General features: G+C 73.8%; 11 protein-coding genes. 8 read left to right on the plus strand and 3 right to left on the minus strand.

Annotated elements, in window-relative coordinates; translation table 11 throughout:
• Positions 1 to 80: 80 nt before the first annotated feature.
• The gene (locus ACFWIA_RS07085; protein WP_387001196.1) at positions 81 to 1286 is read right to left on the minus strand and encodes a GDSL-type esterase/lipase family protein; all 1206 of its coding nucleotides are present in this window, start codon (positions 1284 to 1286) and stop codon (positions 81 to 83) included.
• 719 nt (positions 1287 to 2005) lie between these two features.
• On the opposite strand from ACFWIA_RS07085, the gene rho reads away from it, so the two are divergent.
• From rho to ACFWIA_RS07120, 7 genes are all read left to right on the plus strand, one after another.
• Entirely contained in the window at positions 2006 to 3172 is a 1167-nt protein-coding gene (gene rho, locus ACFWIA_RS07090; protein WP_387001198.1) for a transcription termination factor Rho, read from the plus strand.
• Positions 3173 to 3432: 260 nt separating this feature from the next.
• On the plus strand, positions 3433 to 4461 hold the full coding sequence (locus ACFWIA_RS07095; protein WP_387001201.1) for a methyltransferase: 1029 nt from the start codon (positions 3433 to 3435) through the stop codon (positions 4459 to 4461).
• A gap of 81 nt (positions 4462 to 4542) precedes the next feature.
• Positions 4543 to 5571 carry a non-homologous end-joining DNA ligase gene (gene ligD, locus ACFWIA_RS07100; protein ID WP_387001202.1) on the plus strand — a complete coding sequence of 343 codons (1029 nt, stop codon included), beginning with the start codon at positions 4543 to 4545 and terminating at the stop codon, positions 5569 to 5571.
• Positions 5572 to 5691: 120 nt separating this feature from the next.
• Positions 5692 to 6615 carry a zinc metalloprotease HtpX gene (htpX, locus tag ACFWIA_RS07105; RefSeq protein WP_387001204.1) on the plus strand — a complete coding sequence of 308 codons (924 nt, stop codon included), beginning with the start codon at positions 5692 to 5694 and terminating at the stop codon, positions 6613 to 6615.
• Between the two features lie 5 nt (positions 6616 to 6620).
• On the plus strand, positions 6621 to 7199 hold the full coding sequence (locus ACFWIA_RS07110) for a hypothetical protein (RefSeq protein ID WP_387001206.1): 579 nt from the start codon (positions 6621 to 6623) through the stop codon (positions 7197 to 7199).
• A gap of 89 nt (positions 7200 to 7288) precedes the next feature.
• Positions 7289 to 8329 carry a PHP domain-containing protein gene (locus ACFWIA_RS07115; RefSeq protein ID WP_387001208.1) on the plus strand — a complete coding sequence of 347 codons (1041 nt, stop codon included), beginning with the start codon at positions 7289 to 7291 and terminating at the stop codon, positions 8327 to 8329.
• 80 nt (positions 8330 to 8409) lie between these two features.
• Positions 8410 to 9462, plus strand: a complete 1053-nt coding sequence (locus ACFWIA_RS07120; protein ID WP_387001210.1) for a glutathione S-transferase family protein — start codon at positions 8410 to 8412, stop codon at positions 9460 to 9462.
• A 39-nt stretch (positions 9463 to 9501) separates the two neighbouring features.
• On the opposite strand, the gene ACFWIA_RS07125 is transcribed toward ACFWIA_RS07120, so the two are convergent.
• Both ACFWIA_RS07125 and ACFWIA_RS07130 read right to left on the minus strand, forming a co-directional pair.
• Positions 9502 to 10272 carry a hypothetical protein gene (locus tag ACFWIA_RS07125; RefSeq protein ID WP_387001212.1) on the minus strand — a complete coding sequence of 257 codons (771 nt, stop codon included), beginning with the start codon at positions 10270 to 10272 and terminating at the stop codon, positions 9502 to 9504.
• 68 nt (positions 10273 to 10340) lie between these two features.
• Positions 10341 to 11153 (minus strand): VOC family protein, encoded by an 813-nt coding sequence (locus ACFWIA_RS07130; protein WP_385495851.1) that lies wholly within the window; start codon positions 11151 to 11153, stop codon positions 10341 to 10343.
• A 432-nt stretch (positions 11154 to 11585) separates the two neighbouring features.
• Here ACFWIA_RS07130 and ACFWIA_RS07135 point away from each other — a divergent pair, with 432 nt between their 5' ends.
• Complete coding sequence (locus ACFWIA_RS07135) at positions 11586 to 12542, plus strand: pentapeptide repeat-containing protein (RefSeq protein ID WP_387001214.1); 957 nt, start codon at positions 11586 to 11588, stop codon at positions 12540 to 12542.
• The last annotated feature ends 109 nt before the right edge of the window (positions 12543 to 12651 follow it).

Consider the following 12651-nt stretch of genomic DNA (forward strand, 5'->3'; position numbering starts at 1 on the left):
CGGGTGACGCGGGCCCGGCCGTCGTGTTGATCCGCCTTGCCGTCGCCGTCCAGGTCGACGTCGTGGTCGCCGTGGAGACCCTAGGTCGGGGGCACCGGATGGACGGGGACGTTCTCGGTGATCAGGTTCTCCTGGGCGGCGCCCGTCAGCCCGGCGTAGAAGGCGTCGGCCATCTTCTGGTAGCCGCTGTCGTTGGGGTGCAGCCCGTCGGCGAGGTCCGCGTTGTCCAGCGCACCGAAGTCGACCAGCCTGACCTTGTGGCCCTTGAGGCGGCGCTCGCCGACGATCCGGGGCAGCGCACGGTTGAAGGCGTCCACCCGCGGCTGGGCGCCCGCCCTGCTGTTGGGGACGATCGGGGCGACCAGCACGGTGACGTCCGGTGCGGCCGTGAGGATCTGGTCGATCAGTTCGGCGAGGCGCGCGGGCGCCCCCGCGACGTGGTAGTCCCGGTTGATGTCGTTGGACCCGAGGTGCAGGGTGACCACGTTCGGTCGGGCGGCGAGCAGCCAGGGGCCGATGCCGGCGGCGATCTGGTCGATCCGGAATCCCGAGTGGCCCTCGTGTTCGGCGTCGGCGTGGGTGCCGTGCCGGAGCGACCCGACGAAGTCGACCGTGGTGGCGTGCCGGTGGAGCGCCTCCCGCAGTTCGGCCCGGTAGCCGTTGCCCGTGGAGCTGCCGACGCCCTGGGTGATGGAGTCACCGAGCGGCATCACGGCGAGTCGGGGAACGCGCCACTGGGGTCGGGTGGGCACCCCGTGCCCCGGCGTCTCGCCGCGGTGGGCGTACCGGTTCAGCGCGGTCACGGCGGCCGGCGAGGTCGCGGGGGCGATCGGAGTGACGAACCAGGTCGCCTCGTTGCCCGCGCCCGGGGCGAGCGCGAAGGCGCTGCCCAGGTCGGCGAGGTGCACACCGGCGGCGGGCTCGGTGATCCGGTACCGGTCGCCGGCGAGCGGGGTGAACCGCCACTCGGTGTCGGCTCCGCAGTCCCGCAGGGTGGTGAGGTCGGACGTGCCCCGGCGGCCCAGGCAGAGGGTGGGCCAGTCGGAGTTCTTGATCTGGACGTTGCCGCTGCCGGTCGTCTCCAGCCGCCACTGCTGGTGGTCCTCACCGCCCTGGGGCGGATTGACCATGACGGTCCGTCCGGACCCGTCGGCGGCAGGCTGGTTCCCCGTCACCAGGTTCTGGAGGTGGACGAGGCCGGTGGGCAGCGCGGCGGGGGCCGCCGCGGCGGCACGGACGCCTCCGGTGAACGCACCGGCCGCCAGCAAGCCGACCGTCAGGGTCACGACGAGCAGAGGAACGACGGCCCGGTGTGCGGCCCGCGGGGCGCCGGGGCTCCGACCCGGCAGTGAGCCGGAACGGCGCGGACCGCTCGCGTGCTGCGGTGGGCGCGGGCCGGCGGGACGGCCGTGGGCCTGCGCCGTGGATCTCGATCTCAAGGGGTGCCTCTCCGTCGGTGCGCCGTGCGGCCGCCAACGGGCCGGAACGACGCGGAAGATGACCTTGCGGAAGATGACCTTCCGGTCTGCCGGACGTCGTCAATCCTCTGGGGGTTCCGCACGGTTGCGGAACCAGCCACGCCCACGGCGCACGAAACAGCTACCTCGGGTTCGGATGCGCCTTTCGCTCCGCGCGCCCCCACTTCAGCACCGCTGCGCCCCTGACTCGTCCAGCGGGCTGTGTTAGCGTGAGGGAGGCACGTGTGTACGCCGAATCCGGCGCCCGTGTCACCTCATCTTCAGTCCCCTCTCGGGGTCTCCCGCTCAGCACGCATCGCCTTCCGCACCGATCGGCGCCGTCGGGCTCCGTCGTTTCCCGATCGACCGGTGCTCCTACGCACGACGTCGTGGCCGTTCCTCCGGCCATCCGGGCCCTTCCCGGCCCGCGCGGAGGTTCCGACGGGCCGCGATGCCCTCGCCGGGCCCACCGGGCCCTTCCCCTCCCCTGCCATGCCCTGCTCCCCCGCCGCCGTGAAGCGGCAGTCCGTGAAAGGACCGGAAACCCCATGACCCTCGCCCTCGAACGCCCCGTCCACAGCGCCGACGCCGACCCCGACGTCCTGACGCCGGTGTCCGGAGTCCTGGAACTGTCCCCGCAGGGACACGGTTTCCTGCGCGGCCCCGCTCTCGCGTCCACCCCCCGCGACCCCCAGGTCTGTGCCGCCCTGGTCCGCGAGTTCGGGCTGCGCCCGGGGGACAGCGTGGCCGGTCAGGCCGTCGACACCCCGCGCGGCCGACGCCGGGTACTGACCCGGGTGGACCTCGTCGGCGGACTGCCCGCCGGCTGCTCGGACGCGCGCCCGCACTTTCGCGACCTCACTCCGCTGTACCCGCGGGACCGGCTGCGGATGGAACACCCCGGCGGTCCGCTCACCCTGCGGGTCACCGACCTCATCGCCCCGATGGGCAAGGGCCAGCGCGGTCTGATCGTGGCCCCGCCCAAGAGCGGCAAGACCGTCCTGCTCCAGCAACTCGCCGACGCCGTCACCCGCAACCACCCCGACTGCGTCCTCATGGTCGTACTCGTCGACGAACGGCCCGAAGAGGTCACCGATCTGCGGCGCGCCGTGCGCGGCGAGGTGTACGCATCCACCTTCGACCGGCCCGCCAAGGACCACATCGCGCTCGCGGACCTCGCCGTGGAACGGGCCAAACGCCTGGTCGAACAGGGCAAGGACGTCGTCCTCCTGCTGGATTCGCTGACCCGGCTGTGCCGGGCGCACAACAACGCGGCCGAGGCCGGCGGGCGCACCCTGAGCGGCGGGGTCGACGTGACGGCCCTCACCGGACCGAAGCGGCTGTTCGGCGCCGCGCGCCACGCCGAGGAGGGCGGTTCCCTCACGATCCTCGCCACCGTGCTCGTCGGTACCGGATCGCGGGCGGACGACTACTACTTCGAGGAGTTGAAGAGCACCGGCAACATGGAGCTACGGCTCAGCCGCGACCTCGCGGACAAGCGGGTGTACCCGGCCGTCGACATCACCGCTTCGGGCACCCGTAAGGACGAACTCCTTGTTTCTCCACGGGAACTGACGGTCGTTCAGGGCATGCGTCGGGCGTTCCTCGGCCGGGACGGGCGCAGCGCCCTGGAGACCCTGCTCGACCGGATGCGCGGAACGGCGTCCAACGCCGCGTTCCTGCGCCAGGTGTCGGGCACCGTACCCACGGCGTGACGTCCCTCCCGCGGCGGGACCGGGACGAAGAACACGAGGGAACCGGGTCGGAGGCCAACTCGCGACCGGCATGGACACGTTGCGCGTGGCTCCCGCACGGGGCTGGTGCCCCCGCCCCGGGTCCGTCATGATCATCGTGAGCCGGTGCACGGGGCCCCACACCCCGTGCGGCAACCGTGCGTTCACCGGGGAAGGCGCAGCAGGCCCCGGGACCGCCCGGTCCGGTGTGCCCCGCCCGCCCCTCCCCCGGAGAACGCCACGTGACTGCCGTCGTCCCCTCCCCCGCCACCGCCGTCGACCGGCTGATCCACGAGTCCTGGGGGTTCGTCGCGGACCGGGCGCTCCAGACCGCGGCGGAACTCGGGATACCGGACCTGGTCGCCCAGGGCCCGACGCCCCTGGCCGAACTCGCCACGGCCACCGGCACCCGACCCGACGCCCTGCTCCGGCAGTTGCGTCCGCTGGTCGCCGTCGGCGCGCTCGGTCTGGACGACCAGGGCCGCTACCTGCCCACCGAGACCAGCCACCTGCTGGAGTCGGACCATCCGGACACCCTGCGCCCCTGGTTCCGGCTGATGTACCGGGTGACCTTCCGGATGTTCGACGACCCGATGGTCAGCCTCCGAACGGGGCGGCCCTCCTTCGAGGAGCGGTTCGGGAACACGTACTTCGGTCACCTGGCCGCCCACCCGGAGGACAACGAGGTCTTCCACACCGCCATGGCCTCCTTCACCCGCCGCACGGCCCGTGCGGTGGCCACCGCCTACGACTTCACGGACGCCGGCACCCTCACGGACGTCGGCGGCGGCCTCGGCACCCTGGTCGCCGAGGTCCTCGCCCGCACCCCGGAGGCCACCGCAACGGTCTTCGACCTGCCCCAGCTGGCGGAGCCCGCCCGGGCCGCCCTGGCCGAGGTCGGCCTCGGCCACCGCACGCACGTGCTGTCCGGCGACTTCTTCACCGCCGTGCCCGGTGCCGACACCCTCCTGCTCTCCTGGATCCTGCACGACTGGGACGACGAGCAGTCCCTTCGGATCCTGCGCAACTGTCGGGCGGCGCAGGACGACGGACAGGGGCGGCTGCTCCTCGTGGAGGCGGTCCTCCCCGAACGGCCGGGTGATGACCTGGCCACCTCCTTGGACCTGGTGATGCTGTTCGGTCTGGGCGGGCGCGAGCGCACCGGGGCCGAGTACGCCGGGCTGCTGGACGCGGCAGGGTACCGCCACGTGCGGACGCTCCCGCTCGCCTCCGCGCCCGGGATGCACGTCATCGAGGCCCGGACCCGGTAGCCCGGGTGCGGCCGTGCGCCGGTCCGCGCACCGCGCCATGCTGAGGGCGGGAGGCCGAGCCCCGGCGCAAGGAGTCCGCCCGTGCCCGACGGAAGCGAACTGCTCAGCTCACTGCCGCCCGAGCAGGTGCGGCTGCTGACCGTGGCCCGCCCCGGCCGGGAGCTGGCCGCGCGGCCGATGCTGGCCACGCTCAGCGAACGCCGCACGTTCTCCGCGCAGTGGGTCTTCGAACGGAAGCTCGACGGCGTGCGGGTGCTGGCCGTGCGGGAGGCCGGCGGCGTCACCCTGCTGTCCCGCAGCGGACGCCGGGTCGACGACACCTACCCGGAGGTCGTCACCGCGCTCGCGGCCCAGGAACGTACCGACTTCACCGTCGACGGCGAGATCGTGGCGTACGCCGGTGGCCGGACCGACTTCGGGCTGCTCCAGCAACGGATGGGCCTCACCCGCCCGGCCGAGGTCGCGGCGAGCGGGGTGCGCGTCACCTACTGCGCCTTCGACCTGCTGCGGCTCGCCGGGGCCGACACCACCGGGCTGCCGCTGCGGGCGCGCAAGTCGCTGCTGCGCCGGGCCCTGGTCTACCGGCCGCCGTTGCGGTTCACTCCGCACCGCAACCAAGGGGGTGCCACGCTGCTCGCCGAGGCCTGCGCCCGCGGCTGGGAGGGGCTGATCGCCAAGCGCGCCGACAGCCGCTACCAACCGCGCAGGTCGGCCGATTGGCTGAAGCTCAAGTGCGGCCACGGCCAGGAGTTCGTCATCGGTGGATTCACCGAGCCCGCGGGGGGCCGGGAGGGCTTCGGGGCGCTACTGCTCGGCACTTACGCGGCCGGGGAACTGCGGTACGCGGGGAAGGTGGGCACCGGATTCGCGCACCGGACCCTCGTCGAGCTGCGGGCCCGGCTGGAGGGGCTGCGGGTGACCGGCCCGCCGTTCGCCGGGCCGGTGGCCGAGCGGCGTCCCCGGTGGGTGTCGCCGCAGCTGGTGGCGCAGGTGGAGTTCGCGGAGTGGACCCGGGACGGCATGCTGCGCCACCCCCGGTTCGTGGGCCTGCGCGACGACAAGCGGCCCGAGGACGTGGTGCGGGAGCGCGACGGGGGCGACGGGCGGTAGGTCCGCCCCAGCCCGGGGGCGGGTCCCCTGCGCCGCTGTCCTTCGGGCGGCCGATGACGGACCATGGAGGTACCCGGCCCGAAGGTCGGGTACATCGCCCGAACGACGGGGAGGTGGCCCATGCGGAGCCGCTTCGCACCCGATCGACGTCTGACCGCGCGCATGGGGCTGACGCTGTTCCTGCTCGGTCTGCTGTACGTCGTCTTCGTGGGAGTGCTGATCGTCCTGCTGAAGTCGTGGGTCCTGGTCGTGGTGATCGCGGCGGGAGCCCTGTGGGCGCAGTACTGGTTCTCCGACCGGATCGCGCTGTACGCCATGCACGGACGGATCGTGACGCCCGCCGAGGAACCCCGGCTGCACGGCGTCGTCGACCGGCTGTGCGCCACGGCGGACATGCCGAAACCCGAGGTCGCGGTCTCGGACCTGGACCTGCCCAACGCGTTCGCGACCGGCCGCAACGCCAACCACGCGGTGGTCTGCGTGACCCGGGGGCTCACGGCACGGCTGGAGCCCGAGGAACTGGAGGGGGTGCTCGCGCACGAGCTATCGCACATCGCGCACCGGGACGTCGCGGTGATCACGGTCGCCTCGTTCCTGGGGGTGCTCGCCGGCATCGCGGTGCGGTTCGCGTTCTACTCGGGGATGCTGGGCGGCCGGCGGCGTGGCGACCAGAACACCTTCGTGGTCGTGCTCACCGTGGTGGCGGTGTCCGCGGCCGTGTACGCGATCAGCTTCCTGCTGATCAGAGCCCTGTCCCGGTACCGGGAGCTGGCCGCCGACCGGGCCGCCGCGCTGCTCACCGGCCGCCCCTCGGCCCTGGCGTCGGCGCTGACCAAACTGACCGGAGACATCGCGCGCATCCCCGCCTCGGACCTGCGCACCGCGCAGGCGTTCAGTGCGTTCTACTTCGCGCCCGCGATCAGCGGGGAGGCGAGCCGGACGCTGTCCCGGCTGTTGTCGACGCACCCCCCGTTGGAGACCCGGTTGGACCAGTTGGCCCGGATCACCGAGCAGCTCGGTCCGGCCGCCGGACAGCGGAGCTGAGCGCCGTGCGGTTCCTCGACGCCCTCTTCGGCCGGACCCGTCCCGTCCCGCCCGACCTGGACAACCTGTTCGCGGTGCCCGGGGCGGCGCTCACCCTGAGTGCGGCGGTCGGCTTCTCCCCCACCGGGGTGGGGTCGGTGTGCTTCTCCAGCGTCGAGGGCGCGGAGTTCGCCCGGATCACACAGGAGGTGCGGGAGCTGCTGGCCGCGGACACCGCACGGTCCGGCCCGCCCGTGGAGTCGGCCCGGGACCCGTTCGGCTACTCGTGGCTGGTGTCACGACGCGCCCCGGACGACCTTCCGGCCCTGGTCAGCGATCTGCACGCGGTGAACTCGACCCTCCAGGACGGCGGCTTCGGCCCCCAGCTCCTCTGCTCGCTGATCGGCTTCCGCGATGCCGGGGGACGCCCGCTGGCGCTGGTGTACCTGTACAAGCGGGGCACGTTCTACCCCTTCGCGCCGTTGTCCGAACAGCGGCGGGACAACGCCCTGGAGCTCCAGGTGCGGGCGGCGCTGGCGGGCGAGCTGCGGGTGGAGGCGGACCTGTCCCGCTGGTTCGCGCTGTGGGGCGCCCCGGGGCTCTGAACCGCGGGTGCCGCGGAGCCGTCGTGCGGGCGCCCACCGGGTGGGTGAAGCTGGAGCCACGGGGGGGGCGAGTCGCGGTGGGAGGCGCAATGGAGCCGGTGGAGGCGCTGGAACGCATCGCGTTCCTGCTGGAGCGCTCGCTCGCCCCGGCCTACCGGGCGAAGGCGTTCCGCACCGCGGCCGCAGTGGTGGCGGAACTGTCCGCGGACGAGGTGTCCCAGCGGGTGTCGGCCGGGTCGCTGGCCAAGGTCAAGGGCATCGGCCCGAAGACCGCACAGGTGGTGCGGGAGGCGCTCCAGGGGCGGGTTCCGGAGTACCTGGCACGGGTGGAGGAGGAGTCCGGCGGCCCCCTCGCCGAGGGGGGCGGGGAACTGCGGCGACGGCTGCGCGGCGACTGCCATCTGCACTCCGACTGGTCGGACGGCGGCAGCCCCGTCGAGCAGATGGCGCGTACGGCGGCGGCGCTCGGCCATGACTGGGCGGTGCTCACCGACCACTCGCCGCGACTGAAGGTGGCCCGCGGGCTGTCGCCCGAGCGGCTGCGCGCCCAGCTCGCCGACCTCGCCGCGCTGGCCGGGCCGCTGGCACCGTTCCGGCTGCTCAAGGGCATCGAGTGCGACGTCCTGGACGACGGCTCGCTCGACCAGGAACCGGAGTTGCTGGACGAGCTGGACCTGGTCGTGGTGTCGGTGCACTCGAAACTGCGCATGGACGCCGCGGCGATGACCCGGCGGATGGTGGCCGCGGTGCGCGATCCGCGCTCCGACGTGCTCGGCCACTGCACGGGCCGGCTGTTGGGCGATCCCGGCCGCCCCGAGTCCTCCTTCGACGCGGACGCGGTGTTCGCCGCGTGCGCCGAGACGGGCACCGCGGTCGAGATCAACTGCCGTCCCGAGCGGCTCGATCCGCCGCGCCGGCTGTTGCGCCGTGCGGTGGCGGCCGGGGTGCTCTTCGCCGTCGACACGGACGCGCACGCTCCGGGGCAGCTCGACTGGCAGCCCTACGGGTGTGCCCGCGCCGAGGAGTGCGGGGTGCCGGCGGAGCGGATCGTCAACACTTGGACCGTGGACGAGGTGGTGGCCTGGACGACGACCCGTCGGACCCCCGCCCCTTCCGGGGCGCGGGCCTGAAGTGCGGGCGCCCGGTGCGGGTCCACACGGGTCCGGCGTCGCACGACGCCGGACGGGAACGACTGAGGGGAACGTGTCTGATGAGCCCGACCAACGGCGCCGCGGACGGCACCGCGAGCAGCAACGCCGCGTACGGCAAGAAGCCGTTCAAACGCTCGCGCAGCCACTTCGCGGACCGCATCACCGCGGACGGACGGGACGGTTGGCCGGTGGAGGCGGGACGCTACCGGCTGGTGGTGAGCCGGGCCTGTCCGTGGGCGAACCGCACCATGATCTCCCGGCGGCTGCTGGGGCTGGAGGCGGCGCTGTCCCTGGCGATCACGGACCCGATCCAGGACGACCGCAGTTGGCGGTTCACGCTCGACCCCGAGGACCGGGATCCGGTGCTCGGCATCCGGTACCTCAGCGAGGCGTACGACGCCCGGGAGACCGGGTATCCGGGCGGGGTCAGCGTGCCCGCGATCGTGGACGTGCCGAGCGGGAAGCTCGTCACCAACGACTTCCAGCAGATCACCCTGGACTTCGCCACCCAGTGGACGGCCCTGCACCGCGAGGGCGCGCCGGACCTCTATCCCGTCGCGCTGCGGGAGGAGATCGACACCGTGATGGAGGACGTCTACCAGGACGTCAACAACGGGGTGTACCGCTCCGGTTTCGCACCGGACCAGGAGACGTACGAGAAGGCGTGCCGTGCGCTGTTCCGACGGCTGGACGGTGTGACGGAGCGGCTGTCGGACCAGCGGTACCTGGTCGGGGAGTCGATCACGGAGGCGGACATCCGGCTGTTCACGACCCTGGTGCGCTTCGATCCCGTCTACCACGGGCACTTCAAGTGCAATCTGTGGAAGATCGCCGAGAACCCGGTGCTCTGGGCCTACGCACGTGACCTGTACCAGACCCCGGGGTTCGGGGACACGGTCGACTTCGATCACATCAAGCGGCACTACTACCAGGTCCACACGGGGGTGAACCCGACGGGGATCGTGCCGCTGGGCCCCGATCTGACCGGGTGGCTCGCCCCGCACGGTCGGGAGCGGCTGGGCGGCCGGCCCTTCGGCGACGGAACCCCGCCGGGTGCGGTGCCGCCGGGCGAGGAGGTTCCGCCCGCGGGCCGTCCGGTGCCGCGGCACTGACCTCACCGGCACCGGATCCGGCGGCATCGGCCGCGAGCCCTAAGGCCGGTGCGGGGGCGGGCCGGGCAGGCTCGGAGTGGGGCGGCCGCCGATCAGGTAGGTGACCCGCCGGCTCAGCCCGCTCCAGCGGCGGTCGTGGTGGTAGGCCCGGGTCCGGGCGCGGGCCCGGGCCCGCGGGCGGTGCCGGTAGCAGCGCCGGGCCCACAGGGAGGTGGGGCGGGCCAGCCGGACGGCTCCGACGAGGGCGACGAAGGGGACGAGGACGCCGAGGACCGCGATCCTCGTCTTGCCCTTCAGCAGGGAGACGAGCGACAGGAGCAGGTTCCCGGCGATGGTGAGGAGGGCGCCCGCCCGGTCCTGGACCTCCTCGCCGGAGAGGTCGTTGACGCCGAACGGCGCGAACCCGAGGAGCAGCAGCGAGGCGAGCGCCACGGTGATGACGACCACCTCGACGCTCTTGGTCCCCTCGCTGGTCCAGTACACGTCGCTGAGGTAGAGGACCAGCGCGAACTCGTCGAGCACCAGCCCGGTGCCCGCGCCGAACAGGACGGCGGCGAGGCCCGAGCCGAAGCCGTGGCCCTCCCCGGCGATGGCGGTGAAGCCGCCGACGACCATGAGGACGATGCCGGGCACCACGTGGTGGACGTGCAGCCCGCCCGGGGTGACGTTGCGGAAGGGGCCCTTCCCCGCGCGGATCATGCGGGTCACCAGCCGGGTGACGGCGAAGGTGAGCACGAAGGACACCAGGGCGAGCAGCAGCGGCAGCTTGCCCGGTTCGATGATCTCGCGGTGCCACCAGCCCTCGTCCACCGGTCACCGTGCCCCGGCGGTGGGGACGCGCCCGCCGCGGGGGGCGGCGCCGGGGTCGGTGCGGCGGCTCATTCGCGGGGGACGTCGCTGGTGACGGTGAACAGGCCGCCGTCGGGGTCCCGCAGCGTCACGTCGGGGCCGTACGGGGTCGTCTCCCGGGCGACCTCCTGCCCGCCGTGGGCGAGGGCCGCCCGGACGCAGGTCTCGACGTCGGCGACCGCGAAGTACACCTGCCAGCGGGGGCGGACCGCGGGGTCGACGGCCGATTCGGCGGTGCCGGAGCTGAGTCGGGCCACGAGGTGGCCGCCGCTGCGGAGCACGACCTCGTCGTGTTCGTAGCCGACGTCGCAGCAGCCGGGGCGGTCGCAGGCCCATTCGAGGACCTCCCCGTAGAAGATGGCCGCGTCGAAGGCGTTGCGGGTGCGCAGCCTGATCCAGGCGGGGGCGTCCTTGTGCCAGATGTCCCACCCCGCGTAGAGGCTCCCGGCCCAGATCCCGAAGACGGCGCCGTCCCGGTCGGCCGCGAGGGCGCCCCGGCCACCGGCCAGGGAGAGGGGACCCACGGCGACCGTGCCGCTGCGCTCGCGGATGCGGGCGGCGGTGACGTCGACGTCGCTCACCGCGAAGTAGGGCGTCCAGGCCACGGCCATCCGGAGCGTGGAGGCGAGGGCGCCGATGCCCGCCACGGGCACCCCCGCGCTGACCGCCACGCTGAAGTCGTCGCCGAGGCGTCCCTTGCGGAACGTCCAGCCGAAGACACGGCCGTAGAACTCCTGCGCCGCGCCGAGGTCACGGGCCAACAGGCTCACCCAGCAGGGAGCGCCGAAGACGGCGTCGGTGGTCAGGGGCTGTTCGGCGTTCGCCGGGGTTTCCTCGTCCATGGCAGGTCCATCACAGGTCCGTCGCAGGTCCGCCGGGGCTCCGGTCGCCAGCGGTGGCCCCGCACCGGGGACGTCGCCGAACGGCGACCGGCCTGACGGGGGGGGCGCCGCGATTGACGATCGGCCACCGTCCACGGGACCGGCGGGGCCCGTGGTCTGCCCCCAGCCTGCCAGCAATCGAGGGGCGCCGCAGGGCGGACGTCCCGGACGCGCCGGCGCGGTACGGGACGGTCACCCGTGAGGGGCGCGGGGCCGCCGGGGGTGGGGTGGTGGTGTCGGGTACGGCGTTCGAGTGAGGGGCCGGCGGGGCCGGGGGCGGGGACCGCGCACGGTCTTCGGAGGGGACAATGGGCGGGTACCGGAGGGGTCCGCCGGGAGCGGCGGGGCCGACCGTCGTTCGTGGGCGCCCCCGTGAGCGCTCAGGAGGGTTGCGTGGAGTCGTCCCGGTGGGATGCCGTCCCCGGAGCCGGAGTTCCGTCCCCCGCCCGCACCGCGCCGTCCGAGCCGGTGGGGACGCCGGAGCTGCGGGCGGACTGTGCGCGCTGCTTCGCGCTGTGCTGCGTGGCGCTGCCCTTCGCCAGGTCGACCGACTTCGCGGTGGACAAGCCGGCCGGGAAGCCGTGCGGCAACCTGGGCGCGGACTTCCGCTGCGGCATCCACCGGGACCTGCGACGCAGCGGGTACACCGGATGCACGGTCTTCGACTGTGCCGGCGCCGGGCAGCAGGTGTCCCAGGTGACGTTCGGGGGCAGGGACTGGCGCGCGGACCGGTCCGTGGCGGGGCCGATGTTCGCGGTGTTCCCGGTCATGCGGCAGCTCCACGAGTTGCTGCGGTACCTCCAGGAGGTCGTACGGCACCCCGGGGCGCGCGCCGTGCAGGAGGAGCTGGCCGCGGCCTGCGCGCGGGTCACGGCCCTCACCTTCGCCGATGCGGACGTGCTCCTCCGGCTCGACGTGCCCGAGCTGCGGCACGAGGTCAGCGAGTTGTTGCTGCGGGCCAGCGAGTCGGTGCGGGCCGGGCAGCGCGGCCGTGAGCTGCGGGGCGCTGATCTGTTCGGGGCCCGGCTGCGGGGGGCGCGGTTGCGGGGCGCGAGCCTGCGCGGGGCGCTGCTGGTGGCCGCGGACCTGTCCGGCGCCGACCTGCGGGGCGCGGACGTGATCGGCGCGGACCTACGGGACGCGGATCTGCGCGGGGCCGACCTGACGGGCTGCCTGTTCCTGACCCAGGCGCAGGTGGACGCGGCACGGGGCGACGCGGCGACCGTGCTGCCCGAGGGGTTCGTCCGGCCGGACCACTGGGCTGCCGTCGCCCCGGCGCAGCAGCGCAGCGGCTCCGGGGGGCGGCGCGGTTCGGGTGGGCGGCGCGGTCGGGGGGCGCGCCGGCGCTGACCGGGAGTGGTCAGGGAGTTCCGCGCGGCGGGTGGCGCGCGGGCCAACGGGTGGGGGGGGTGCGTCGGGCGGGGAATTGAGCCCCCCCCCCCCCAGCTACGGAGGTGCC

The sequence above is a fragment of the Streptomyces sp. NPDC127068 genome, from assembly GCF_042724695.1.
Classification (GTDB): Bacteria; Actinomycetota; Actinomycetes; order Streptomycetales; family Streptomycetaceae; genus Streptomyces.

Bases quoted from the DNA above. Each gene is read 5' to 3' on its own strand.
- rho (WP_387001198.1), top strand. From the start codon at position 2,006: ATGACCCTCGCCCTCGAACGCCCCGTCCACAGCGCCGACGCCGACCCC.
- htpX (WP_387001204.1), top strand. From the start codon at position 5,692: ATGCGGAGCCGCTTCGCACCCGATCGACGTCTGACCGCGCGCATGGGG.
- ACFWIA_RS07115 (WP_387001208.1), top strand. From the start codon at position 7,289: ATGGAGCCGGTGGAGGCGCTGGAACGCATCGCGTTCCTGCTGGAGCGC.
- ACFWIA_RS07120 (WP_387001210.1), top strand. From the start codon at position 8,410: ATGAGCCCGACCAACGGCGCCGCGGACGGCACCGCGAGCAGCAACGCC.
- ACFWIA_RS07130 (WP_385495851.1), bottom strand. From the start codon at position 11,153: ATGGACGAGGAAACCCCGGCGAACGCCGAACAGCCCCTGACCACCGAC.